The sequence below is a fragment of the Actinomadura sp. B10D3 genome, from assembly GCF_039871695.1.
Lineage (GTDB): Bacteria > Actinomycetota > Actinomycetes > Streptosporangiales > Streptosporangiaceae > Spirillospora > Spirillospora madurae.
The window spans coordinates 155,878-179,820 of record NZ_JBDPLY010000014.1; the positions used below are offsets into that span (position 1 = coordinate 155,878).

General features: G+C 70.3%; 28 protein-coding genes and 1 pseudogene. 12 read left to right on the forward strand and 17 right to left on the reverse strand.

The window, feature by feature from the left end; genetic code table 11:
- Positions 1–45 precede the first annotated feature (45 nt).
- Both ABGB11_RS22065 and ABGB11_RS22070 read left to right on the forward strand, forming a co-directional pair.
- Complete coding sequence (locus ABGB11_RS22065; RefSeq protein WP_347635690.1) at positions 46–1,257, forward strand: cytochrome P450; 1,212 nt, start codon at positions 46–48, stop codon at positions 1,255–1,257.
- An 81-nt stretch (positions 1,258–1,338) separates the two neighbouring features.
- Positions 1,339–1,581, forward strand: coding sequence for a hypothetical protein (locus tag ABGB11_RS22070; protein WP_347635692.1), 243 nt, complete (start codon positions 1,339–1,341; stop codon positions 1,579–1,581).
- 21 nt (positions 1,582–1,602) lie between these two features.
- Here the strand turns inward: ABGB11_RS22070 and ABGB11_RS22075 are convergent, their stop codons facing one another.
- From ABGB11_RS22075 to ABGB11_RS22085, 3 genes are all read right to left on the reverse strand, one after another.
- Positions 1,603–1,878, reverse strand: a complete 276-nt coding sequence (locus tag ABGB11_RS22075) for a hypothetical protein (protein WP_347635693.1) — start codon at positions 1,876–1,878, stop codon at positions 1,603–1,605.
- Positions 1,875–2,180: a hypothetical protein gene (locus ABGB11_RS22080; protein WP_347635694.1), complete on the reverse strand. Its 306-nt coding sequence runs from the start codon at positions 2,178–2,180 to the stop codon at positions 1,875–1,877. The genes ABGB11_RS22075 and ABGB11_RS22080 overlap by 4 nt, the downstream gene beginning before the upstream one ends.
- Before the next feature lie 140 nt (positions 2,181–2,320).
- Complete coding sequence (locus tag ABGB11_RS22085) at positions 2,321–3,166, reverse strand: helix-turn-helix transcriptional regulator (RefSeq protein ID WP_347635696.1); 846 nt, start codon at positions 3,164–3,166, stop codon at positions 2,321–2,323.
- Positions 3,167–3,566: 400 nt separating this feature from the next.
- Between ABGB11_RS22085 and ABGB11_RS22090 the strand changes: the two genes are divergently transcribed.
- Positions 3,567–4,256 carry a hypothetical protein gene (locus tag ABGB11_RS22090; protein ID WP_347635698.1) on the forward strand — a complete coding sequence of 230 codons (690 nt, stop codon included), beginning with the start codon at positions 3,567–3,569 and terminating at the stop codon, positions 4,254–4,256.
- Positions 4,257–4,748: 492 nt separating this feature from the next.
- On the opposite strand, the gene ABGB11_RS22095 is transcribed toward ABGB11_RS22090, so the two are convergent.
- The 7 genes and pseudogenes from ABGB11_RS22095 to ABGB11_RS22125 form a co-directional block, all read right to left on the reverse strand.
- Positions 4,749–5,654 carry an alpha/beta hydrolase gene (locus ABGB11_RS22095; RefSeq protein ID WP_347635700.1) on the reverse strand — a complete coding sequence of 302 codons (906 nt, stop codon included), beginning with the start codon at positions 5,652–5,654 and terminating at the stop codon, positions 4,749–4,751.
- A complete protein-coding gene (locus ABGB11_RS22100; protein ID WP_347635702.1) occupies positions 5,626–6,120 on the reverse strand; it encodes a hypothetical protein in 495 nt (164 codons plus the stop codon). Before ABGB11_RS22100 ends, ABGB11_RS22095 begins: the two co-directional genes overlap by 29 nt.
- A gap of 48 nt (positions 6,121–6,168) precedes the next feature.
- On the reverse strand, positions 6,169–6,990 hold the full coding sequence (locus ABGB11_RS22105) for a carbohydrate ABC transporter permease (protein WP_347635704.1): 822 nt from the start codon (positions 6,988–6,990) through the stop codon (positions 6,169–6,171).
- Positions 6,987–7,193, reverse strand: coding sequence for a hypothetical protein (locus tag ABGB11_RS22110; RefSeq protein ID WP_347635705.1), 207 nt, complete (start codon positions 7,191–7,193; stop codon positions 6,987–6,989). The genes ABGB11_RS22105 and ABGB11_RS22110 overlap by 4 nt, the downstream gene beginning before the upstream one ends.
- Entirely contained in the window at positions 7,190–7,885 is a 696-nt protein-coding gene (locus tag ABGB11_RS22115) for a sugar ABC transporter permease (RefSeq protein WP_347635707.1), read from the reverse strand. The genes ABGB11_RS22110 and ABGB11_RS22115 overlap by 4 nt, the downstream gene beginning before the upstream one ends.
- Before the next feature lie 44 nt (positions 7,886–7,929).
- Positions 7,930–9,285, reverse strand: a complete 1,356-nt coding sequence (locus tag ABGB11_RS22120; RefSeq protein ID WP_347635709.1) for an ABC transporter substrate-binding protein — start codon at positions 9,283–9,285, stop codon at positions 7,930–7,932.
- Between the two features lie 17 nt (positions 9,286–9,302).
- Positions 9,303–10,310 (reverse strand): annotated as a pseudogene (locus ABGB11_RS22125) (alpha/beta hydrolase).
- A gap of 103 nt (positions 10,311–10,413) precedes the next feature.
- On the opposite strand from ABGB11_RS22125, the gene ABGB11_RS22130 reads away from it, so the two are divergent.
- Positions 10,414–11,082: a TetR/AcrR family transcriptional regulator gene (locus ABGB11_RS22130; protein ID WP_347635710.1), complete on the forward strand. Its 669-nt coding sequence runs from the start codon at positions 10,414–10,416 to the stop codon at positions 11,080–11,082.
- A gap of 6 nt (positions 11,083–11,088) precedes the next feature.
- On the opposite strand, the gene ABGB11_RS22135 is transcribed toward ABGB11_RS22130, so the two are convergent.
- The gene (locus ABGB11_RS22135) at positions 11,089–12,165 is read right to left on the reverse strand and encodes a bifunctional NAD(P)H-dependent oxidoreductase/GNAT family N-acetyltransferase (protein ID WP_347635711.1); all 1,077 of its coding nucleotides are present in this window, start codon (positions 12,163–12,165) and stop codon (positions 11,089–11,091) included.
- A 30-nt stretch (positions 12,166–12,195) separates the two neighbouring features.
- On the opposite strand from ABGB11_RS22135, the gene ABGB11_RS22140 reads away from it, so the two are divergent.
- Positions 12,196–12,675 (forward strand): MarR family winged helix-turn-helix transcriptional regulator, encoded by a 480-nt coding sequence (locus tag ABGB11_RS22140; RefSeq protein WP_347635713.1) that lies wholly within the window; start codon positions 12,196–12,198, stop codon positions 12,673–12,675.
- Positions 12,676–12,733: 58 nt separating this feature from the next.
- Here ABGB11_RS22140 and ABGB11_RS22145 read toward each other — a convergent pair whose 3' ends face one another.
- Positions 12,734–13,342: a TetR/AcrR family transcriptional regulator gene (locus tag ABGB11_RS22145; protein ID WP_347635714.1), complete on the reverse strand. Its 609-nt coding sequence runs from the start codon at positions 13,340–13,342 to the stop codon at positions 12,734–12,736.
- Positions 13,343–13,416: 74 nt separating this feature from the next.
- Between ABGB11_RS22145 and ABGB11_RS22150 the strand changes: the two genes are divergently transcribed.
- A complete protein-coding gene (locus ABGB11_RS22150) occupies positions 13,417–14,160 on the forward strand; it encodes an SDR family oxidoreductase (RefSeq protein ID WP_347635715.1) in 744 nt (247 codons plus the stop codon).
- A gap of 94 nt (positions 14,161–14,254) precedes the next feature.
- Here ABGB11_RS22150 and ABGB11_RS22155 read toward each other — a convergent pair whose 3' ends face one another.
- The gene (locus ABGB11_RS22155) at positions 14,255–14,860 is read right to left on the reverse strand and encodes a DUF305 domain-containing protein (RefSeq protein WP_347635717.1); all 606 of its coding nucleotides are present in this window, start codon (positions 14,858–14,860) and stop codon (positions 14,255–14,257) included.
- Between the two features lie 72 nt (positions 14,861–14,932).
- Positions 14,933–15,358 (reverse strand): DUF6153 family protein, encoded by a 426-nt coding sequence (locus ABGB11_RS22160; RefSeq protein ID WP_347635719.1) that lies wholly within the window; start codon positions 15,356–15,358, stop codon positions 14,933–14,935.
- Positions 15,359–15,552: 194 nt separating this feature from the next.
- On the opposite strand from ABGB11_RS22160, the gene ABGB11_RS22165 reads away from it, so the two are divergent.
- Genes ABGB11_RS22165 through ABGB11_RS22175 form a run of 3 tightly spaced genes read left to right on the forward strand, consistent with a single transcriptional unit; the run spans position 15,553 to position 17,733 of the window.
- The gene (locus tag ABGB11_RS22165) at positions 15,553–17,004 is read left to right on the forward strand and encodes an MFS transporter (protein ID WP_347635720.1); all 1,452 of its coding nucleotides are present in this window, start codon (positions 15,553–15,555) and stop codon (positions 17,002–17,004) included.
- 58 nt (positions 17,005–17,062) lie between these two features.
- On the forward strand, positions 17,063–17,581 hold the full coding sequence (locus ABGB11_RS22170; RefSeq protein ID WP_347635721.1) for an alkylhydroperoxidase: 519 nt from the start codon (positions 17,063–17,065) through the stop codon (positions 17,579–17,581).
- Positions 17,582–17,595: 14 nt separating this feature from the next.
- Entirely contained in the window at positions 17,596–17,733 is a 138-nt protein-coding gene (locus ABGB11_RS22175) for a hypothetical protein (RefSeq protein ID WP_347635723.1), read from the forward strand.
- Positions 17,734–17,763: 30 nt separating this feature from the next.
- Here the strand turns inward: ABGB11_RS22175 and ABGB11_RS22180 are convergent, their stop codons facing one another.
- Positions 17,764–18,507: an SDR family oxidoreductase gene (locus tag ABGB11_RS22180; protein ID WP_347635724.1), complete on the reverse strand. Its 744-nt coding sequence runs from the start codon at positions 18,505–18,507 to the stop codon at positions 17,764–17,766.
- Positions 18,508–18,590: 83 nt separating this feature from the next.
- On the opposite strand from ABGB11_RS22180, the gene ABGB11_RS22185 reads away from it, so the two are divergent.
- Positions 18,591–19,064, forward strand: coding sequence for an Rrf2 family transcriptional regulator (locus ABGB11_RS22185; protein ID WP_347635726.1), 474 nt, complete (start codon positions 18,591–18,593; stop codon positions 19,062–19,064).
- A gap of 6 nt (positions 19,065–19,070) precedes the next feature.
- Here ABGB11_RS22185 and ABGB11_RS22190 read toward each other — a convergent pair whose 3' ends face one another.
- Entirely contained in the window at positions 19,071–19,547 is a 477-nt protein-coding gene (locus ABGB11_RS22190) for a CBS domain-containing protein (protein WP_347635727.1), read from the reverse strand.
- A gap of 140 nt (positions 19,548–19,687) precedes the next feature.
- Between ABGB11_RS22190 and ABGB11_RS22195 the strand changes: the two genes are divergently transcribed.
- Together ABGB11_RS22195 and ABGB11_RS22200 are read left to right on the forward strand one after the other, a co-directional pair.
- Positions 19,688–20,947, forward strand: a complete 1,260-nt coding sequence (locus tag ABGB11_RS22195) for a cation:proton antiporter (protein WP_347635728.1) — start codon at positions 19,688–19,690, stop codon at positions 20,945–20,947.
- Positions 20,948–20,961: 14 nt separating this feature from the next.
- Positions 20,962–22,242 (forward strand): ArsB/NhaD family transporter, encoded by a 1,281-nt coding sequence (locus ABGB11_RS22200; protein ID WP_347635730.1) that lies wholly within the window; start codon positions 20,962–20,964, stop codon positions 22,240–22,242.
- Positions 22,243–22,293: 51 nt separating this feature from the next.
- Here the strand turns inward: ABGB11_RS22200 and ABGB11_RS22205 are convergent, their stop codons facing one another.
- Positions 22,294–23,688 (reverse strand): sodium:alanine symporter family protein, encoded by a 1,395-nt coding sequence (locus ABGB11_RS22205; protein ID WP_347635731.1) that lies wholly within the window; start codon positions 23,686–23,688, stop codon positions 22,294–22,296.
- Between the last annotated feature and the right edge of the window lie 255 nt (positions 23,689–23,943).

The window sequence follows — 23,943 nt, forward strand, 5'->3', positions numbered from 1 at the left end:
AATAGCTTTCGCATACCCCCTTTCCCCGCACCCAAAAGGGACCACATGTCGAAGACTCTCCCTTCTTTTCCCGCCGCGGACGAAAAGGTGCTCGACACCTGCGTCCGGCTGCGCGAGATCGCTCCCGTGGTCGAGGTGGAGTTCCCCGGAGGCGTCGCCGGCCACCTGGCGCTGACCCACGACGCCGTGAAGGAGATCCTCGCCGGAGACAACAGGACCTTCCTGCGGGAGCCCGCGAACTGGCCCGCCCTCCACGACGGGACGATCCCCGAGGACTGGCCGCTGCGCGCCGTCGTCCAGGGAGGTCACCTGTCCACCAAGGACGGCGACGACCACCGGCGGCTGCGCGGCCTGATCGGGAAGGCGTTCACCCCGGCGCGGATCAGGACGATGGAGCCGCGCGTCCAGCAGATCGTGGACGATCTGGTCGACAACGTGATCGCCGCCGGCGACGGCGTCGACATCGTCCCCGCCTTCACCGAGGCACTGCCGATGTGGGTGATCTGCGAACTGTTCGGCGTGCCCGTCGAGGACCGTCCGCAAATGCGTCAATGGACCGCCGCGCTACTTGCGCACACCACACCGCCGGAGGAGGCTTTCGCGACGCAGAACGCCCTCCAGACGTATCTGCATGAATTGGTTAATCGCAAACGAGAAAGCCCTGGCGACGACCTCACGTCCGGCCTTGTGCAAGCCCACGACGAAGCAGACCGGCTCACCACCGAGGAACTCGTCGGCGTTCTGTGGCTGATGCTCGTCGCCGGTCACGAGACGACCGTCCACCTGCTCGGCCACGCCATTCTGGCGCTGGCCCAGCACCCCGACCAGCTGGCGCTGGCCAAGGCCGAGGACCGGTGGGACGACGTGGTCGAGGAGACCCTGCGCTACCGCCACTCGGTGATGATGACCAGCTGGCGCTTCACCGCCGAGGACGTGACCATCGCCGGAGTCGACATCCCCAAGGGCCAGGCGGTCGGCGTCGTCTACCAGGCGAGCGGCCTCGACCCGGCCGAACACGGCGAGACCGCCGACCAGTTCGACATCACCCGGGAACAGAACACGCGCCTCAGCTTCGGCCACGGCCCCCGCTACTGCATCGGCGCGTCACTGGCCCGCCTGGAGGGGCGTCTGGCGCTCTCCACGCTGTACCGGCGGCTGCCCGACCTCACCCTCGCCATCGACCCGGACGACATCCCCTACTCGCCGTCCTTCTTCACCATCGGCCCGCTCTCCATCCCGGTGACCCTCGGCCTCTGACACCCCGCTCCCGGCCCGGCGGCCCCCGCCGCCGGGCCGGCCCTGTAGACCGCGCCGTTCCGGGGGTGCACACTGCGATGCATGGCGCACGCGCGGTCCCTGGTCGGGCCGGATGGGATACGGGTCGGCGTGATCACGCTCGATGACGGTGACCTGGTTCTCGCCCGAGCCCACCACGAGGACGCGCGAGCCGGGCAAGCCTGGTTCGTGGTGACGAGAAGGGGCCGGCTCGTCGCGTATTGCCGCGACATCGAGGAGGTGGCCGAGCACGTGGATCTCGCCCTCCTGCACGGCCCCGACGAGGCCGCCGAAGACGCCGGATAGGACGATTGACCGGCGCTGTGCTCAGGTGTTCTGCGTCCGACCATGGACGCCGAACGCCTCTCCGCGGCCGATCGCCGCGAGGGCCTGCGCACAGTGCGGGATCACGTCGGCCGGTGGAGCCGCCGGGTCGATCCACAGTGCCTCGGAGGCCTTGTCGGGTTCGGCCGCGTGCGGTTCGCCTGCCCAATGGTGGAAGGTGAACCAGTAGTCGCTGATCGCGTGGCAGGGGCCGGGCAAGAACGGTGCCGTGCGGTGCATGACGTGGGAGAACACGGCTTCGTCGCGGCGGAGCGTCAAGTTGCGTCTGCGTTCGAGGTGTTGGCGATCCTGTCCAGGAGGCGGCGCCAGATGCCGAACGCGATCTCCTCCTTGTCGCGGAGCAGGCCCATCCGGTTGCGGTGAAGGTGAAGCAGGCTCCCGGCGAGGGCCATGCGGTCCGTCCCGAGTTCGGCCGTGCGGTGCATGATGTCGGCCGCGGCGGGCCGCCAGATCTCCACGGCTTCGCCGAGCACGCGGCGCCGGCACCGCCGCCGGTGAGGTCCGCCCAGAGCGCGTCCCGCCGCACGGTATTCCGCGCCGCCGATGTGAGTGCGGCTCAACTCCAAACGCTCTCAATGAGCACGGTGAAGACATCGAGGACTACCCGCGTGGAACCTCGCCCTGTGCCAGGCGGTGGGCCAGTGCCATGGCGGTCATGGTGGAGTTGGTCGAGGTCCTGCACGTAGCGCCGGGGCCCGGGTCAGGTGTGCCAGGTGCGGGTGGCGGTTCGTTCGATCAGGCGGATCGAGTCCGCGGGGGTGAGGCTTCGTTGCGCCAGCCAGTCGAAGACGCGGCGGTGCTCGTGCGTGATCGTCTCGTCTTGGACGAGGCTCAGCGGGTGGCTCTCGCTGTGCACGACGGCGGGGAAGGTGACCTCGAAGGACGGTGCGAACTCCAGGAGCGTGAACGCGTGGAGGGCGGCGCTGTGGTCGGCGTCCAATGGCAGAATCCGCAGTTCGATATTGGCCAGACCGGCAAGTTCCACGAGTAGCTCAAGTTGCCCGCGCATGACTTTCCGGTCGCCGACTCGGTGCAGGAGCACGGCCTCGTCCAAGATCACTGACAACTGCAGCGAGCGCGGTTTCCGCAGGAGTTCCTGCCGCTTCATGCGCACTTCAAGATCGCGTTCGATGACCGACGGCGGCGCGGGGACGATCTCCGCCCAGCCGACGATCAGGCAACGTGCGTAATCCTCTGTTTGCAGCAGGCCCGGCACCACCTGCGCCTCGTAGGCGAGCGCGAGGTCGGCCTCGTCTTCCAGTGCGCAGTAGGCGGCCTGGTCCGTCGGCAACCCCGGGTACCGGGTCCACCAGCCGGGTCTGGCCGCCTCGCGCGCCAGGGCGAGCAGCTCGGTCAGCGCGTGGTCTTCGACCTGGTAGAGCCGCAGCATGCGCTTGATGTCGGACTCCCGCACCCCGATCCGAGCCGTCTCGATGCGGGAGACCTTGCTGGCCGACCAGCGCAGACGCCGTCCGACCATCTCGGTGCTGAGACCGCTCTCCTCGCGCATGCGGCGCAGCGCGACACCCAGGCGCCTGCGGCGCACGGACGGAGCATGAGATGTCGGCACGGCCCACTCTTCCACGGGCGGCCAGGAATGGCCGACGACCACCTGGCGTCACGGATCTTGAATTGGTCGTTAGCGGTCGACTATCCCTCGATGCGAAACAGTCGGTGCATGTTGCACCGAACATATTACCTGAGGATTCGTCCGTAAAGGCGTGAGAATTTCAGAACGCGTGTCACCACAAGGATAGATCTGCATGAACGGCCGGGTGCATCAAGCCGTGCACGATGCACGGGCACTTCGGGTCGGGCATATTGAGGGCAAGGGGAGTGGGTCGCCTCGGGTGCAACCGCCCGGAGCGAAGCATTGTGTCGAGCGCCCGTGATCGCGATGGCGCGGTGGCGGGACATGTCACCCGAGCGGTGGCGACCTCTGCGTCATGGACGATTCGCCCGCCGACTGGGGATGGGAGGACGAAACCTTGCCCCTCTGCGGCCCCCTTCACCGGAGCATCCTGGCACTCGACCTGGAAGGCTCGTCGGCCCGCACCGACCTGATCAAGGTCGGGCTGAGAAATCAGCTCTATCTGCTGCTGCATCGGGCGATGCAGGCGGCGGGCATCGATGAGCGGCTCTGCGAGCCCATCGAAGACCGCGGCGACGGCGTCCTCGTCCTCATCCAGCCGACCGACGAGGTGCCCAGGTCACGATTACTTGACCCGCTCATCCCCGAGCTGGCCCGCCTGCTCGTGGACTACAACGCCGCGTTGGCGCCCGCCGACCGTCCCGCGCACGGGCTGCGCATGCGCGCGGTCGTCCACGCCGGCGATCTGCTCCGGGACGACCACGGCCCCTTCGGCGCCGAGATCGACGCGGCGATCCGGCTCCTCGACGCCGACGCGGTGCGCTCGGCCCTGCGGCAGACGAGCGCCCCTCTCGTCCTGGTCGTGTCCCAGCAGATCTACGAGGCCATCGTCATCCACGGATACTCCGGCCTGGGTCCGCAAACGTACCAGCGGGCGGTCGAGGTCAACGTCTGCGGCCTCACCCGCTACGGCTGGATCCACATACCAGAAATCGCCGCCAACGGCCCGGCTGATCCTCTGCAGATGCTTATGGAATCTACATAATAATTACGGCAGACTAAAGATTTGGTCTCATTTTTGCAGCCCCGAAGCGGCACTCCGACGCCGGGAGAAGACCGCGTCCTGCTTAGATGGCTAACGACTGTCCGCACAGGGCAGTCGTTGTCCTTCAGTCAAGGAAAAGACCAGGTAGGGGATTTGCATGACCATGGCAGCGGACGCCGAATGGCCGGGAGCACGTGTTCGTCCAGCAGGGCCGGACCCGAGGCAGAGCAGGTGGCGCAAGAGCCGCTTCTGCGGGGCGAACACCGGCTGCCTCGAAGTGAGTCCCCTGGGCGCCGGAATGACCGGCGTCCGTGACAGCGTCCTCGACGTTTCGAGCCCCGTCATCGTCCTCGACCGGAATGTCATGGCCGGTTTCCTCAGCCGCATCAAAGCCGGGCAGCTAGACCTAAAATAGAACGAAACACCCCCATTTTGGGGAATTGCAGAGGCCCGGAAGGTCGCGTCGTGCGACTTCCGGGCCTCTGAGTGTCGTCATGGTGAACCACGGTGATCCTTGTGCGCCAGTGCAGCGGCGAGGTCCTGCGCGGTTCGGAAGTGGAACCCCAGGACGGCTTGGGCGATCTGCTCGGGCTGCTCGTCGACCATGGCGTGGCTGGCGGCGAGTTCGAGCACGCGCAGGTGCGGCCGGTCGGCGGTGAGGGCGAGCAGGTCGCGGCGGATGCCGGCCCGCAGTGCCGGCATGAGCTCGCCGACCCGGCCCGGCAGGCCGGGCATGTTGGCGGTGGCCAGGACGAACAGGGCGGGGCAGCGGATGCCGGCCACCGCCGGGACGGCGTCCTGGAAGTGGGGGTCGTACCTGATCTGGCCCGCCAGTGCGGCGTCCGGCCGCATGAAGGCGCCTTCGTCGGTGGTGCGCAGCGCCCGCTGCGGATATATCGCGGCGTGGGCCTCGGGCAGCGGCCGTGCCATCGCCTCGGCCTGGGCATCGAAGACGGCCTTCAACTCCCCCAGCAGCGTGCCGAGCTCGTCCTGGCCGATGCCCGCGTAGTTCTGTGGTGCGGTCTCCGCCGAGCGCAGGCCGTCGAGGTTGACGATGCCGGGGCCGTCCGGGTGGCGCAGCGCCCACCGCACCGCGAGCATGCCGCCGAGGGAGTGGCCGACCACGAGGGGAGCATCCAGGTCGAGGTGGTCGACGACCGCCTGCACGTCGTCCAGGGCCGCGTCCCATTCCCACGGTCCGTCGCCGGACAGCCCGTGGCCGCGCAGGTCCATCGCGACGACCCGGTGCGCGCCGGTCAGCAGCGGCGCGACCGCGTCCCAGCTCAGCAGGGTGCCCCCCAGGCCGTGCAGGAGCAGGACGGGTGTTCCGTCACCGCCGTGGTCGCGGACGGCGAGATGGACGGGACGGTCATCGATGATCGTGTCGTGCGGTGCCACGGGCGCTCTCCAGACGGTTGAGCCGATCTCGGACGGACGAGGTGGTGACGCCACCGTCGGGGTGCCTGTCGAGCTTGCCGCGTTTGATCAGGTCGGCGACGCCCTGCCGGGTGATGCCGAGCATCGCCCCCGCCGTGGAGTAGGACACGGCCGCCACCGCGGGGTGCCCGGCCGCGCGGGCCACGGCGCGTCCCAGCGCGGTACGCCACCACGACGCGGGCGGGTCGAAGGGCGCGTCGCCGGGGAACAGCACCGCGATGAGCCGGACGGCGGTCATCGTGGCCCGCTCCCGGTCGGGACCGAGCAGCTGCGCGGCCCAGACCTCGGCCTCCACGCGCAGCCGCTCCCTGACCGGGCCGAGGAGCTCGTCGGACGCCAGCAGGATCTCCAGCGGGTCGAGAATCCGCGTCTCCAGCAGCCGGACCAGCTCGGCCACCAGCTCGACATGGTCGCTCGTGGTCGTCACTTGACAGACACTAGCAAGTACTTGCCCCTGAGCGTCAAGTATCTTCCGCTACTTGACGGCTCCCTGAAGGAGGGCCTTGACGAAGTTGCGCTGGAACACCAGGAAGATCACCAGCGAGGGAAGGATGATCAGCAGCGATCCGGCGCAGAGCAGGACGGTGTCGGTGCCGTACTGGCCCTGGAAGGCGCCGAGTCCCCCGGCCACCGTGCGTTTCGCCGGGTCGTCGACGAGGACGAGCGGCAGCAGGTACTGGTTCCAGGTGGCGAGGAAGAACAGGACCGAGAGCGCGGACAGGGCCGGAACGGCCAGGGGAAGGTGGATGCTGCGGAACGTCTGCCAGGTGCCGGCGCCGTCGATCTTCGCCGCCTCCGTGAGCGCCGTTTCGGCGCCGAGGAAATGGGCCCGCATCCAGAAGACGCCGAACGGCATCAGCAGCCCGATGAGCGGCAGGACGATCGCCGTTCGCGTCCCCAGCAGGCCCATGCTCTGGATGTCGTGGTAGAGCGGGGTGATGAGCGCCTCGACCGGCAGGGTGAGGCCCACGATCAGGATGGCGTAGATCGCCTTTCCCCCCGGCACTCTCAGCTGGGCGAGCGCGTAGCCGGCGGCGGTGGCCATCGCCACGGTGGCCGGGACGACGCCCAGCACGATCAGCGCGCTGGAACGGAACAGGGCGAGGAAGTTCGCGGCGCTCCACGCGTCGACGAAATTGTGCCAGTGCGGATCCGCCGGCCAGCTGATGCCCTGCGGAGAGCTGCCCGGTGCCGCGAGGGCGGTGGTGACCATGCTGAGCAGCGGCACGACGGCGAACAGCATCAGCGCGAGCAGGATGCCGGTGCGGGTGAGGCGCTGCGCGGCGGACGTCCTCACTTCTCCCTCCCCAGGCGCTGGATCGGCCAGATGACGACGAGGACGAGGACCGCCAGGAACACCGCCAGCGCGGATGCCTGGCCGACGTGCTGCTGGAGGAACGTGAGCCGGTAGATCTCCACGCCGGGGACCATGGTCTGGTAGCCGGGTCCTCCCTGGGTCGAGATCTGGATCACGTCGAAGCTGGCCAGGGCGGCGATCATGGTGAAGGTGGTGCACACGGCTCCCGGCGCAGCCCGGGCAGCGTCACGGCGAGGAACTCGCGGAACCGGCCCGCGCCGTCCAGCCGGGCGGCCTCGTACAGGGACGGGTCGATCTTGCCGATGCCGGCGAGCATCAGCACCGTGCAGAAGCCGAGCATCACCCAGACGCCGATCACGCCGACGGCCGGGAGTGCGAAGGTGAAGTCGCCGAGCCAGGCCCGCGTGTGCGAGCCGAGGCCGACCGCCCGCAGGATCTGGTTGACGAGGCCGTCCGAGGAGTACATCCACGTCCACGCGATGCCGGCCGCGACAAGCGGCAGCACCTGGGGGACGAAGAGGAGCACCCGGGCGACGGTGTTGAACGGGCCCGGCCTGAGCTCCCGGATGAGCGTCGCCGCGACCAGGCCGAGCCCGACTGGCAGCACCGTGTAGAACACGATCAGGACGAAGGCGTGCTCGACGGAGTGCAGGAGCTCCGGCTGGGTGACGAGGGCCTTCCAGTTGTCCAGCCCCGCCGGGGTGGCCTGGCCGACGCCGTCCCAGTGGTAGAAGGAGTACTGCACCGACTGGACCATCGGGAGCAGCACGAAGACCGCGTACATCCCGAACCCCGGCGCCACCCAGAGCAGTGCGCTCCACTGCCGGGTCCGCGAAGCTCCGCCCGTCCCGAGCGGATTGGAGATCGTCGACATGGGGCACCTCCCGAGAGGGACCGAACGGATCATCGGGGACGGCGTCAGCGCCCGAGATCGCGCTCGTAGTCGTCCTGGACCTTGGCGGCGTACGCCTCCGGCGGCGTCTTGCCGCTGAGAAGGAGCTGCGTCTGCGGCACCAGGGTGTTCACGTTGATCGACGCGGTGGCGTCGGCCATGAACCCCACCAGCCCGTCGCTCTTCAGCAGGGTCTGGAACGCCGCGACGGTCGCGGCGACGGCCGACCCCGAGGGCGCGGTGGGCACGGCGGCGTCCGCCGGCCCGGCCGGGACCAGACCGCCCAGTGTCACCGTCTCCTGACGGGCCCGCGGGTCGGTCTGGACGAAGTCCAGGAATGCCGCCGCGACGTCGGCATGGGACGACTTCGCCGGGATCCCCAGAGTACTGGGGGCGGTCATCGCCCAGGAGGAACCGCCGGCGTCACCGGGCGGGAACAGGAAGAAGCCGTACTTGCCAGGACCGGCCTTGTCCAGTCCGGGCGCCTGCCAGTTCCCGCTGGGGAAGAAGACCGTCGTGCCCTTGACGAACTCGGCGGGCGCCTTGGTCTGGTCGATGGCGTTCACATCGGCCGGCAGGTACCCCGCCTGCGCCCACCGGCGCAGCGTGGTGGCGGCCTTCACCGTGGCCGGCGTGTCGATGGTCGCGCCCGGCTTGGCGAAGTTCCAGTCCTGGACGCCTTGCGCGTTGCCCGCGTAGACCATCTGCAGGTTCTGCAGCGGGTACGCGGTGCCCCCGTCCTTGCCGTTGATCATGATCGGTTGGAGCCCGGCGCTCCTGGCCTTGGCGAGGAGCCCCTCGAACTCCGCGACGGTCGCCGGTGGCCGGGACATGCCGATGCGTCGCACGAGCGCCTTGTCGTAGTACACGCCGGTGAGGCCGAACCCCGGCCCGGCTCCGTACAGCGAACCCGTTCCGCGCTGCCTGCCGTCGGCCGCGACACGCGTCGCGGCGAACTGCGATCGGGGCCATCCGTTCCAGCCGTAGGCCTTCGCGTAGGGGTCGAGGTTCGTCAGGAGGCGGTTGTTGATCAGGTTGCCGAACTGGGGGACCCGGACCAGGTCGGGCACGTCGCCGCCGGAGAGGATGTGCGCGATGTTGGTGGTCAGCGCACCGTAGTCCTGGCTGGTCACCTTGACGGTGACGTTGGTGTGCTCGGCGTGGAACAGCCGGCCGAGTGCCGTGAAGAACGGCACGTCGGTCCCGCTGGTGACGAGCAGATTCAGCGTGACGGGTCTGGTGCCTATGTCGGTGCTCACCGGCTTCGACGGCTTGTCCGCCACGGACGTCGCGCCCGGTGCGCACGCGGAGACGAGCAGCGCTCCGGCCGCCATGGCGGCGGCCGTCCGGACGGCCTTGCGGTAGCGGGTCAGTGATCGCACGGGAACTCCCTCGCGCTCTAGGTGGGGTCCAGGTGTTGGAATGCGCGACGCAGGGCATCCCCGGCGACGCCGACGGCGTGGTGTGAGTCGGTCATGACGCTGAACATCTCGACGAAGCCGTGGATCTGCCCGGCGTACTCGCGCAACTCGACGGGTACGCCCTCGTCCCGCAGCCGGTCGGCGTAGTCCTCGGCCTCGCCGCGGAGGAAGTCGTGCTCGGCGGTGATGATCATCGCGGGGGCGACGCCCGCCACCGACAGTGCGTGCAGCGGTGACGCGTACGGGCGGGTCCGGAGCGCCGGGTCGGGAGCGTAGGTCTCCCAGATGTGCTGGAGGCGCCGGTAGGTGTTGGGACCCTAGTCCGGCTGACCGGCGAAGCGGGCGTACCGCCGCTTGAACGCGATCTTGTAGTCGGTGTCCTCCGTGCTGTCGAGCACGGGGTACACGAGCAGCTGAGCCGCCACCTCGACCCCGTCGTCGCGGGCCTTGAGGGCCGCCGCCGCCGCGAGGTTGCCCCCCGAGCTGTCCCCGCCGACGGCGACCCCGCCGAAGGCGCGCCGCGCCCACCCGACGGCGGCCCAGACGTCGTCGAAGCCGGCGGGAAACGGGTGCTCGGGCGCGAGCCGGTAGTCGACGGAGAGCACGGCGCAGCCGCCCCGATTCGCCAGGGCACGGGCGACGCCGTCGGCGGTGTCCAGGTCGCCGTGGATCCAGCCGCCTCCGTGGGCCCAGACGAGCACCGCCCGCTCCGCACCGGTGGGCCGGTAGAGCCGGGCCCCGACACCGTCCGCGTCGATCGCCTCGACGGACGCCACGGGTCGCGGCTCGCCCGTCACCGCCAGGACCCGTTCGCGGGCGTCGGCGCGCAGGGTGGCGATGTCGGCGGTCCAGGGGTCGGGCGACGGTGTGGAGCGTGCCAAGAACTCGCGGACCTGCTCGTCCGCCCGCGGCGCCTCAGCGTCGTGGACGTCCGATCGCCTCTGCCCGAACCGTGCGCTCACTCGATCGACCTCATCCGCTTCCACCCGAAACCGACTGATTGTTCAGTCTGTTCGCGGAAGGTTACTGAGTACTCAGTCGGTTGTCTATACTCGGGACGACCTTCCGTCGGCGCGAGGGAGAGAACGCGTGCCCCCCACTCCAAGGCCCAAGACCTCCTCGGCCAAGGGCATCGAGACCCGGGAGCGCATCATCGACGTCGCGGTGCGGTTCATCGCGCGCAACGGGGCACGGGGCACGAGCCTCAGCGACATCGCGACCGAGGCCGGCGTGTCGCAGACCGGGCTGCTGTATCACTTCGGCAGCAAGGAGGCCCTGCTCAACGCCGTGCTCGATCGCCACGTGGCGTTCACCGAGCAGTGGCTGTGGGGCGACGGCCCCGATCCCGGCATCGGGATCGTGTGGATCATCGCGAGGCACATGGCCGACTGGCCGAGCGACCCGCAGGACGGCAGCGTGTACAACCTGATCGGCCTGAACACGGTGGTGCTCGCGGAGAACGTCGGCAAGGACACCGACCTCCACCCCCGTATGGCCGAGGGCTACCGGACGACGATCGACCGCGTCACGGCCACGCTGCGATCCGCCCAGAAGCGCGGCGAGATGCGCGACGACGTGGACCCGCGGCTCAAGGCCATGGAGATCATCGCGTTCTGCTACGGCCTTGAGGCGGCGTGGCTGGTCAACCCGACGATTCTGGTCGCCGACGCCGCCGCCCAATGGGCGGCGCAACAGACCGCCCTTCTGGCCCCCGAGCCGGCCGCCTCTAGCACAGACGAATCCCGGCCACCGTCCTAGCGGCGCTCAGGCGGTGGTGGGGAGGGGCTCCTTGGTGAGGTGGACGGTGCCGTCCTCGCCGGGGAGCGGGGCCGGGCGGTATCCCTGGCTCTGGTAGAGCGCGATGTTGTTCCGGCTGCCCGCTCCAGTGGACAGCACGATGCGGCGGCAGGCCGGGTCGGCGGCGGCCTCCGCCGTCTGGAGCAGCCAGCGTCCCAGGCCGCGCCCCCGCAGGTCGGGGACGACACCGAGGCGTCCGACGTGCCACTCGGTGCCGACGCGGCGGGTCCGCACCATGCCGAGGAGGCGGCCGTCCCGCCACAGTCCGACCGTGTGCCAGTCGGCGAGCCAGTCGCGCACCTGCTCCACGGACTCGTGCAGCGCCGGTACGGTCTGGGGGTCGTTCACGAGGGCCTCGTCCGCCCAGCAGCACCGCTGCAGGACGGTCACGTCGGGGGCGTCGTCAGGCGTCAATCGCCGCAGGTAGGAACCCGGCTCGGGCCCGGCCTCCGATCCGGGTCGCGCCTGCTCGCGCATCGGCCGCAGCGCGTGCGCGACCCTGACCAGCTCGTCCAGGACGCCGATCGCGGCCTTGCCGGCAGCGGCGGCGGGCCGCACCTCCCCGTCGCGCACGGCGTCGGCGAGGCGGAGCGCGACCGTGGACCCCAGCGGCACCAGCCGCAGCGTGGTCACCACCTGCTTGGCGTGCTGCACGGCCCTCGTGCCCGCCGAGGTGTTGCCGTAGCTGACGAAACCGACCGGCTTCCACGCCCACTCCCGGGACAGGTAGTCCAGCGCGTTCTTCAGGGTCGCCGGCATGCCGTAGTTGTACTCCGGCGTCACGACGATGAAGCCGTCCGCCGCGTCGACGATCGCGCTCCACCGTCGCGTGTGCTCGTTCTGATACACGCCCGACGACGGATGCTCCTCCTCGTCCAGGAACGGGAGTCCGAGGTCGGCGAGGGCCAGCGGAACAAGTTCGGCGCCGAGTTCGGCGGCGCGGGGCGTGATCGTCTCGGTCAGCCATGCCCCCACCGCGGGGCCGAGGGCGCCGGGGCGGGTGCTGCACACCAGCACGAGGACGCGCACCTGTTTCATTGACATGTAAACGAACGTAGCCGATAGGTTGTTTACATGTCAAAGAAACCGTCGGGCGACCCCATCCGATGGCTGACCCCGGACGAGGAACGGGCGTGGCGGGCCTTCCGCCGCATGATGATCGCCGTCCAGACCGGGACGGCCCGCGACCTCGCCCGCGTCGGCCTCTCCGAGCCCGACTACGAGGTGCTCAGCACACTGTCGGAACGGCCGGACCACGCAGGCACCCTGCACGAGCAGGCGGCGAAGATGGGCTGGTCGCGCAGCCGGCTCTCCCGGCACGCCACCCGCATGGAGGCGCGCGGCCTCATCCGGCGCGCACCCGACCCGGCCGACGGACGGGGCTGCCTGCTCATCCTCACCGACCACGGCCTGGACACCCTGATCGACGCCGCCCCCGCGCACCTGGAGTCGGTGCGCCACCACTTCATCGACCGCCTCGCACCCGAAGACCTCACCGCCCTGGAACACATCGCCAGGAAGGTGGAATCCCCGGACGAGACGCACCAGCCCTAAGGAAGCCGCTCCACAGCGGCGCTACCTGGGCGTCGTCCTTGCCGTCTAGCGTGCGGTGTCACCGCTGAGGCGCTGCCCGTCGCGACGGCGGGGGCCAGGCGGCCAGGGTGAGGTCGGCGACGCGTTCGAGGTCCTCGCGGGAGGTGCCGCCGGCGGCCTGGACCGACAGCCCGTAGGAGACCGACCAGACGTAGTGGGCCAGAGCGGCGCAGTCCGCGTCCGGGGGGAGGTCGCCTTCGGCGCGGGCGCGCTCGAAGCGTTCGGCCAGGGCGGCTTCGGACGCGCGGCGCCGGGCCGCGATCTCGGCGCGGACGGGCTCGTTCTGGTCACCGGTGACGAGCGCGCCCTGGACGAAGAGGCAGCCGCCGGGCCCTTCCGTCGCGACCCTGATCGCGCCCCGAAGAAGGGCTTCGACGACCGCGCGCGCCGTCGGTTCGGTCTGCGCTGTCAGGACGTGGGAGGCCGGGCCGTGCACGTATCTGTCCAGCGCCTTTCGGAAGAGGGCCTCCTTGTTGCCGTAGGCGGCGTAGAGGCTGGGACGGCCGATGCCCATCGCGCCGGTGAGGTCGGACAGGGCGGTTCCCTCGTAGCCCTGCCGCCAGAAGACGTCCATGGCGCGGTCGAGCCGTTCGTCCACATCGAACTCGCGGGGACGTCCCGTGGCCATGCGCGCTCCCTTCTGTACCAATCGATATAGTACAGCCTCCACTTCTATACCGATCGATACACATTGGAGGTCGCATGCTGCTCAAGGGGAAGGTCGCGCTGGTCACGGGGGGTTCGAGGGGAATCGGCGCGGCGACGGCCTGCGCGCTCGCGGAGCAGGGAGCGGACGTCGCGCTCACCTACGCCGCGTCCGCGGACAGGGCGAAGGAGGTCGTCCGCGACGTCGAGCGGGCCGGGCGCAAGGGCGCCGCCTACCGGGCCGACCAGGCCGATCCGGCACGGGTCGCCGATCTGGTCGCCGCGGTCGTGGCGGACTTCGGACGCCTGGACGTCCTGGTCAACAACGCCGGCGTGAGCAGCCGGCACGTCCTGGCGGAGGAGAGCAGTGATCCGGCGGCGCGGGACCGGCTGTACGCGGTCAACCTGGACGGCGTGGTGGCCGCGATCCGCGCCGCCGCCCCGGTCCTCGGAGAGGGCGGGCGGATCATCACGATCGGCTCCACCCTGTCGGCGCTCGCAGGCTGGCCGGGCATGGCCGACTACGCCGCGACCAAGGCCGCGATCATCGGATACAGCAAGGGCGCGGCGCGTGACCTGGGCCCGCGCGGCATCACGGTCAACGTCATCCGGGCAGGCGCGGTGGCCACCGACATGAACCCCCCGCAGGGCGCGTTCGCCGACTCCCAGCGGGAGGCCAACGCGATGAAGCGCTTCGGGCGGCCCGAGGAGATCGCCGCCGGCGTGGTCTTCCTCGCCGGCCCGGCAGCGTCCTACATCACCGGCGCCGTCCTCGACATCGACGGCGGCTACCTGGCCTGAGCCACACTGCGCGCGGATCGGCCGTCGGCAAGGCGGTGCCCCGGCCCGGACGGCGGGCAGGACCTTCGGGCCCGCCCGCCGCCGGCTCGGCGAGCTACAGCTGCTTCAGCAGGGTCTGCATCTTCTCGATCTCAGCGGTCTGGGACGAGACGATGCCGGCGGCCATCTGCTTGGCCTCGGGAGACCGCCCCGAGCTCTGCTCGGTCCTGGCCATCGCCACGGCGCCCTGGTGATGCTTGATCATCATGTCCAGGAAGGACGTGTCGAAGGGCTCACCCTTGGCGGCCTTCAGGTCCTTCATGTCCTTCTCGGTCATCATGCCGTGCATGGCGCCGTGGTTCATGCCGCCCGCCTCGGGAGAGGCGCCCCACGAGGTCAGCCACGCGGTCATCTTCCTGATCTCCGGCCCCTGGGCGCTCTTGATCTGCGTGGCCAGCTTCTCGACCTCGGGCGACGAGGCGCGGGAGGCGGCGAGATCGGACATCTCGATCGCCTGCTCGTGATGCGGGATCATCATCTGGGCGAACGTGACGTCCTGCGCGTTGTGCGGGCCCGCCTGGGAACCGCCGGGCGAGGCGGGCATCGAGTGGCCCGGCATCGAGTGGCCCGGGGACGCGCCGCCGGAGTCCTTGTCGTCGCCGCACGCGGTCAAGGCGATCGCGAGGGCGGGGACGACGGCGAGCGCGAATGCACGCTTCATGAGGTGATGGACCTTTCGTGGTGAGTTCTGCGATCAGAGCCGTGGGCGCATGCGCGATGCACCGAGGGCCTGTCACAGCCTCAGCACGCTCAACCGGTGCAGGGACGGCCTGGGCGGCGGCCGGCCGGCCAGGAGGATCCGCACCCTGATCAAGCTCTCCGCGACCACGGCCGTCGATCCGCGCCGGTACGGAACGAGCAGGGCGGCGAGCAGGATGAGCATCGTCAGCATTGCCAGGCAGACCTGCCCGCCGGGATGGTCACCGTGCCGGTCGTCCGGCTGGTCCTTGGCGGGGGACGGATGCTCGACGCCGGTCACCGTCGTGTGAGCCGCGTGGCCGGCGCTCATCGAGAGAGGGACACCGGGCATCTCGACCGGGCTGGGCGACGCCTGGAAGCCGTGCATCGCCAGGACGCCGAGAAGCACCAGCAGGCCGAGCGGCAGCCTCGGGAGGCGCTGACGCCGGCATCGCCGCGGTGCCCTCCTCAGCCGTCCCACCTGCCGTTCCGCGCGGGGCAGGCCATCGCCGGCCCCTCGATCGGGTGTTCGTCGTGGAACACACGGTAGCGGGGCGCCTCGCACCGGCACTCCCCTTCCCCTCTCCCGCGGAGGGAGGTTGACGGAGTCAATATACCCCCCTAGGGTAAGCGGCGCCATGATAGATACCCCCTAGGGGTACATAAGGAGGGGTCTTGTCCGCACATTCCGCACCACCGGCCGGACGCCGGTGGTGGGCGCTCGCACTCATCGCGACCGCCCAGTTCATGGTGATCATGGACACGTCGATCATCGGGGTGGCCTTGCCGCGCATCCAGGAGGACCTGGGCTTCTCGCAGGAGAACCTGTCCTGGGTGTTCAACGCCTACGTCGTCGCGTTCGGCGGCCTGCTCCTGCTCGGCGGCCGGCTGTCGGACCTGCTCGGCGCCCGGCGGCTGTTCTCCGCCGGATGGGTCGTGCTGCTCGCCGGATCCGCGGTGGCCGGCGCCGCCGGGACCGTCCCCGTCGAGCTGACCGGCCGCGCCCTGCAGGGCGTCGGCGCCGCGCTCATCGCGCCCGCCGCGCTGACGCTGCTGATGATGCTGTTCGGGTCCGAGCCGAAGGAGCTGACCAAGGCACTGGCGCTGTACGGCGCCGCCGCGCCCGCGGGCGGAACCGCGGGAGTGTTCCTCGGCGGCGTCATCACCGAGTACGTGTCCTGGCCGTGGGTCTTCTACATCAACATCCCCATCGCCGTCCTGGCGCTGGCCGCCGCGCCGGCGCTGATGCCCGGCGGCAAGGGCGGGGCCCGCGGCTCGGTGGACGTGGTCGGCGCGCTCACCGTCACCGCCGGGCTGGGCTCGATCGTGTTCGCCGTGGTCCGCGCACCCGAGGTCGGCTGGGACGCGGGCGAGACCTGGGCGGTCCTGGCGGGCGGGCTCGTCCTGCTCGGGGTGTTCCTGGCCGTGCAGGCGTCCCGCCGCGCCCCGCTGATGCCGCTCTCGATCTTCCGCGCGCCGAACCTGGGCGCCGCCAACCTCGCGCAGCTCCTGCTCGGCGGCGCGTGGATCCCGATGTGGTTCTTCCTGAACCTCTACCTGCAGCAGGTCCTCGGCTACAGCGCGTTCCCGTCGGGCGCCGCGCTGGTCCCGATGACCGGGCTGATCATGCTCGGGATGGTCGTCCTGGCGCCGCGGGCCATGGGACGCCTCGGCCCGAAGCGCTCCATCGTCGCCGGGCTGCTGGTGCTGGCCGCCGGAATGGGCTGGCTGTCGCTGATCCGCCCGGACGGCAACTACTGGGTGGACGTCCTGCCCGCCTCGCTGGTGGCGGCGCTCGGCATGTCGCTGGCCTTCATCCCCTCGCTGGGCACCGCGCTGTCGGCCGCCCGTCCGGAGGAAGGCGGCCTGGCGTCCGGGATCGTCAACACCAGCTACCAGGTCGGCTCGGCCCTCGGGCTGGCCGCGATGACCGCCATCGCCGCGTCCTCCGGGGCCGGGCGGCTCGGCGACGTGCCCGCGCTCACCGACGGGTTCTCCGCCGCCTTCGTCGGCGCGGCACTGGTCGCCCTCGCCGGCGCGGCACTGGCCGCCGTCACCCTGCGCACCCCGCGTCCGGGCTCTGCGCCCGCCCCCGAAACGGAGAACGAGAAGGCTTCGAGCCACTGACCGGCGTCGTCCGGGGGCCGCGACCAGCGGCCCCCGGGACGTCAGAACGGAGAATGACATGCGGAATATGACGGCGCTCACTCCCGACGAGGCACCCGGCAAGGCCCGGGACCTCCTGGCCGACATCGTCGGCCGTCACGGCTCGGCCGGTGAGATGGTCAGCACCATGGCCCACTCGCCGGCTCTGCTCCAGGGCTACCTCGACCTCTCCCGGGCCGTGAAGCGGATCAAGATCCCGCGTCCGCTCAGCGAGAAGATCTCCCTGGCGCTCCAGGAATGGATCGGCTGCGGCACCTGCCAGGCCGCCCATGCCGAGGCCGGGCACGCGGCAGGGCTGGCCGAGGCCGACATCACCCTGGCCCGCCAGGGAACCGCCTCCGACGCCCGCGAAGCCGCTCTGATCGCCTTCGCCCTGCGCGTCCTGACCGAACCGTCGTCCATCACCAGCGAGGACGTGACCGCGCTGCGCGGCCACGGATGGAGCGACCGCGTCATCGCCGAGGTCGTCGGCCTGGTCACCCTCAACATGCTGACCGGCTCGTTCAATCTCGTCGCCGGCATCCAACCGACCCGGTAGGCCCAGATCCAGTCGTGCACGCTCAGGGTCTCGTCGTCCACCTGCCGGAAGCCGAACCCGACGCCCAGGTAGTCGACGAAGGCCCGGACCTCGCCGCCGACCGGGACGGTCTGGCCGCGCGCATAGTCCTTGTAGAGCTGAGCCGGTCGTAGGCCGCGGGAGGCCCGATGTGATCGGACGGTCTAGCGCTGTCCGGCGAGCCACTGGTCGAAGGTGGTCGGCATGATGCGGGCGTCCGGGCCGGGCAGCAGCACGTCGCCGGCGGTCTCCACGCTGAACATCGTCGACCACGTCGGCACGAGCTTCACCGTGCGGCCGCGCACCTCGTTGGTGCGCCGGGCCATGTCGACCAGGTCCTGCGGGTCGGGCCCGGCGACGTCGCTGTAGCGCCCCTGCGGCCGTCCCGTCGCGACCTCGGCGAGGACCTCGGCCACGTCCGCGGGCGCGACCGGCTGCACCAGCAGCGGCGCGATCGCGGCGGCACCGTCCTGCTCGGTCCAGCTCGCCACCATCGCGGCGAAGTCGTGGAACTGCGTGGCCGGGACGATCGTCCAGGGCACCGGGCCGGCGGCCACCAGGCGCTCCTGCTCGCGCTTGCCGGCGTAGTGCGCGTTGCCTTCGATGCGGTCGATCCCCACGATCGACAGGAGCACATGGTGCCCGACACCGGCCCGCTCCTCGGCGGCGAGCAGGTTCCGGGTGACGGCGCCGAAGAAGGCCACCGTCTCGGCCGGGTCGGCCGCGGTGCTGTTGGTGGCGTCGACGACCGCCTCCACACCGGCCAGCGCGTCGTCGAGCCCTTCGCCGGTGGTGAGGTCCACGCCGAGCGAGCGGCTGATGCGCACCACGTCGTGGCCGTCCCGCTGGAGGGCGGCGACGGTGAGGGCTCCGATGTTCCCGGTCGCGCCGGCGACGGCGATCCGCATGGTTGGTCTCCCTTGTCCTGGTGTCCAGATAAGTATCATGGACACTATAGATCCATAGTATCCTCGATAGATAGACTCTGGGTGTGAAGCTGCCTGTAAGCACCGAATGGGTTCTGCACTGCGCGACCACGCTGGCCCAGCTGGACCCGGGCGCCAGCGCGTCGACGGCACAGCTGGCGCAGTACTACGACCTGCCGGCGCCCTATCTCGCCAAGCAGCTGAAAGCCCTCGTCAGGGCCGGCCTGCTCTCCGCCACCGCGGGCCCGCGCGGCGGATTCCGGCTCGCGCGCCCCGCGTCCGAGATCACGCTCCTGCAGATCGTCGAGGCCGTCGACGGGGCGTCCTCACCGTACGAATGCCGCGAGATCCGTCAGCAGGGCCACGGCGCGCTGCCGCCCGAAGACTGCCGGAACACCTGCATCCTCGCCGCGAAGATGGCCGACGCGCACCAGGCATGGCGGGACAGCCTCTCCGGCGTCACCCTGGCCGACGTCCTCGACACCCTCCCGCCGTCGGCCCCGCCCCGCACCCGAGCACGCATGGCGGACCTGACCTAGCCCGCGTCAGGCGGGGTCGGGGGGCGCGAGCGGGAGCAGGCGGTCGAGGAGGTGGGACGCGGTGATGACGCCGATCATGGGGGCGTCGGTGCGGTCGGCCTCGCCGGAGACCGCCACCACGGGGCTGCGGGCCGCCGCCATGACGCCGGCGATCTCCATGGCGGTGGCGTCCGCGTCGACCACGGGGAGCGGCATGCGCTCCTCTGCCAGCAGATCGGTGATGTGCCTGCCGGCGAACCGGGAGCAGAGCTGGTCGGCATGCCGCTCGTCGTAGACGCGGGCGAGGGCGGGGTCGTCCCGGACATGCTGCGGAATGGCGTACCGCAGGAGCTGGGAGCCCGGGATGACCGCGACCGGGCGGTTCCGGGCGTCGACGACGACAAGGCCGGGGAGACGGTGTCCGGCCAGCAAGCGGGCCGCCTCCAGCGCACTGCTTTCGGGCGTCACGGTGGGGTACTCGACGGCGAGGTCTCGGGCGCGCACACCTGCAACGTATCCGACGCCGGCGCTCCGACCGCGGGGGGCGGGCGTGGCGGATGTCCCCGGATGCCGTTAAGGTCTGTCCCTGGTGAGCCGGGAAGTCTGGTCGGCATGTGTTATTCGCCTTCCTGAAGGAACCCGGCATGACGAGCCTCCTGCTGTGCTTCGCCGCCATGTTGCTGCTGGCGGTGCTGGTGTCCAGCCTCGCGCACCGCACCGTGCTGTCCACGGCGGCGCTGTTCCTGGTCGGCGGTTTCCTGCTGGGTGACGGCGTCACGGACGTGATCTCGCTCCAGCCCGGGGACGAGCTGGTGGCCGGGCTGGCGGAGCTGGCGCTGTTCGCGGTGCTGTTCACCGACGGTATGCACGCCGGCTGGCAGGACCTGCGCAGCGCGTGGCGCCTGCCGGGTCGCGCCCTGGGCTGGGGGCTGCCGCTGACGTTGCTGGTGACGGCGGTCCTGGCGCGGTACGTGGTGGGGCTGGGCTGGGTGGAGTCGCTGCTGATCGGGGCGATCCTCGCCCCCACCGACCCGGTGTTCGCCGCCGCGCTGGTCGGCAACGACAAGGTGCCGCCCCGGCTGCGCCATCTCCTCAATGTGGAGTCGGGCGTCAACGACGGGCTCGCCCTGCCGTTCGTGGTGCTGTTCCTCGCCATCGCTCAGGGCGAGGACGACCTGCACCTGGGCGAGCTCGGCACCGAACTCGCCGGCGGGGTGGCCATCGGCGTGGCGATCCCGTGGGTCGCGATCATGCTGGAGCGGACCCGCTGGTTCGCGATCGCCCCCAAGTACGAGCCGCTGAACGCGGTCGCGATCGGGCTGCTGGTGCTGGCGACGGCGCAGGCCACCCACGGCAACCTGTTCCTGGCCGCCTTCGCCGCCGGAGTCACCGTCGCCACGATCGGACGCGACCACCGGGAGGCCTTCGAGGAGTTCGGCGAGCTGCTCGCCGAACTGCTCAAGCTGGCCGCGCTGCTGGTGTTCGGCGCGCTGCTGTCGCCCGCGTTCCTCGGTGACGTCGGCTGGACGGGCTGGGTCTTCGCCGTCCTGGCGCTGGTGATCGCGCGCCCGGTGGCGATCTGGGTGTCGTTCCTGGGTTCCCGGTTGACCGCGAGGGAACAGGCGGCCGTGATGTGGTTCGGCCCCAAGGGGTTCGCCTCCGTGGTGTACGGGCTGCTCGTCCTTGAGGCGGGGATCGCCGTCGGCGAGGAGATCTTCCACCTCGTCGGCGTGACGATCATGCTGTCGATCCTGGCGCACTCCTCCACCGACATCGTCGTCGCGCGCGGCTTCGACGACGAGCGGGAGGTGCCGGCCTGGTTCGGCAGGGCCCGCACCCTGGTCCGGCGGCCGGACCGGGCCGCACCGCCGGACGACACAGCCGGCCCGAAGCACCCGGAATGATCAGGAGCTGACCTTTGGCCGCTGCCGCCGCCATCGCCATATTCGCCGCCGCCTACGTCCTGATCGCCACGGAGAAGATCCACCGCACCGCGGTCGCGCTCGGCGGTGCCGGGCTGATGCTGCTGTTCCACATCACCGACGCGGAGAAGGCGTTCTTCTCCACCGAGTCCGGCGTCGACTGGAACGTCATCTTCCTGCTGCTCGGGATGATGGTGATCGTCTCGGTCCTCCGGCAGACCGGCGTGTTCGAGTACGTGGCGATCTGGGCCGCCAAGCGCGCCCGCGGCAGGCCCTACCGGCTGATGGTGATGCTCACGGTCATCACCGCGGTCGCCTCCGCGCTGCTGGACAACGTCACCACCGTGCTGCTGATCGCCCCCGTCACCTTCCTGGTCTGCGAACGGCTCGCGCTCAAGGTCGTCCCCTACCTGATCGCCGAGGTGATGGCGTCCAATATCGGCGGCACCGCCACCCTGGTCGGCGACCCGCCCAACATCATCATCGCCAGCCGCGGCGGCCTGTCCTTCAACGACTTCCTGGTCCACCTCGCCCCGCTGGTCGTGGTGCTGATGGTGGTGTTCTGCCTGCTCTGCCGCTGGCTGTTCCGCGGGGCGTTCGTCTACGACCCCAAGCGCACCGCCGACGTCATGACCCTCCAGGAGAAGGAGGCGATCACCGACCGGCGGCTGCTGTGGCAGAGCCTGATCGTTCTCGGGCTCGTGGTCGCCGCGTTCGTGCTGCACCCCGTCCTGCACTACGAGCCGTCCGTCGTGGCCCTGCTGGGCGCGGGCATCCTGGTGGCCGCGACCAAGGTCACCACCGAACAGGCGCTCGAAGAGGTCGAGTGGCCCACCCTCGTCTTCTTCGCGGGACTGTTCGTCATGGTCGGCGGGCTGGTGGAGACCGGGGTCATCGGGGACGTCTCCCGCGCCGCCGCGGACGCCACCGAGGGCCGTCTCGGGTTCGCGACGATGCTGCTGCTGTGGGCCTCGGCGGGGCTCTCGGCGATCGTGGACAACATCCCCTACGTCGCGACCATGAGCCCGATCGTCGCGGACCTCGTCCAGCAGCAGCCCAGCGGGGACGGCGACGTGCTGTGGTGGGCCCTCGCCCTCGGCGCCGACCTCGGCGGCAACGCCACCGCCATCGGCGCGAGCGCCAACGTCGTCGTCCTCGGCATCGCCGCCCGCAACGGGACGCCGATCAGCTTCTGGCACTTCACCAAGTACGGCCTGATCGTCACCGTCATCACGGTGGCCCTCGCGACCCCCTACCTCTGGCTCCGCTACCTCTGACCGGCGCGGCGGCCCACCACTCGGGGGGCCGCCGCGCACATCGCCCGGTGCTCAGGCCTTGCCGGCGTCGGCGGACTTCTCTTCCTTGGGATGGTCCTGGAAGTAGGCGCGGGTCTCCCGCCAGACCAGCGGGCTCAGGATCAGCAGGCCGACGAGGTTGGGCAGCGCCATCAGCCCGTTCATCACGTCCGAGAACGTCCACACCGCGGTCAGCGTCGAGACCGAGCCGATGTAGACCGCCACGATGAACACCAGCCGGTACGGCAGGACGGCACGCCGCCCGAACAGGTACTCCATGCAGCGCTCGCCGTAGTAGGACCAGCCCAGCAGCGTGGAGAAGGCGAAGAACAGCACGCCGAGGGTGACGATGACGCTGCCCCAGTCGCCGGGCAGGCCCTCGTCGAACGCGCGGGCGGTGAAGGTGGCGGCATCATCCTCGCCACCGATCTTCCAGGAGTCGGTCACGATGATCGTCAGGGCGGTGAAGCTCACCACGACCAGGGTGTCGATGAAGGTCTGCGTCATCGACACCAGCGCCTGGCGCACCGGGTGGGTCGTCTTGGCGGCGGCCGCGGCGATGCCGCCGGTGCCGAGCCCGGACTCGTTGGAGAAGATCCCCCGCGCCACGCCGTACCGGATGGCGGCGGCCACCCCGGCGCCCGCGAACCCGCCGGTCGCCGACGTCCCCGAGAACGCGTCGGTGAAGATGAGCCCGAACGCCCCGGGCAGCTCCTCGATCTTGAACGCCAGGACCGCGGCCGCGCCCACGATGTAGAAGACGATCATGACGGGGACGAAGGCGCTGGTGATCCGGCCGATGCTCTTGATGCCGCCCAGGATGACCGCGGCGGTCAGCACCGTCACGATCAGGCCGGTCGCCCACGGCGCCAGGCCCCACTCGTCCTCCACGTTCTCGGCGACGGTGTTGGCCTGCACCATGTTCCCGATGCCGAAGGCCGCGATGGCGCCGGCGATCGCGAAGAACCCACCGAGGAACCAGCCGAGACGCCCCTGGATGCCCTCCCGCAGGTAGTGCATGGGGCCGCCGCTCTGCTCCCCCGCGGCATCGGTGCGCCGGAACCGCACGCCGAGGAAGGCCTCGCTGTACTTGGTCGCCATGCCGACCAGGCCCGTGAACCACATCCAGAAGACGGCGCCGGGCCCGCCGAGCGCGATGGCGGTCGCCACGCCCGCGATGTTGCCGACACCCACGGTGGCGGCCAGCGCGGTTGTCAGCGCCTGGTAGTGCGCGATGTCGCCGTCGACATCGTCGTCCTCCTTGCGCTTGAAGAACGCCAGCCAGAAGGCCAGCCGGAAATGGCGGAACTGCAGGCCGCGCAGAAGGATGGTGAGGTACAGACCGGTCAGGAGGAGGAGCGGGATCAGCAGCCAGGGACCCCAGACGAAACTGCTGACATCCGCCAGAAGGTCTTCGAGCGACTCCATGGGACCACCACAGGGGGCGAGGGGGTGAATGAACTCCCCGGACCGTAACGCGAGACGGCGCCCGTGTGAAGATCCACATTCGCGGATCATTCGCCCTATATCGGGGCAAATCAGCCATGTTTACTTCGGCTGCCAGGCGGTAGCGATGGGACCGGCCCTGTCGATGCCGCAGGAGATGTCTCATGCCACACCCTGAACAGCCGCACGACCGCACGCTGGACGATCGACATCCCGTGCCTGGATGTGCGCGCCACG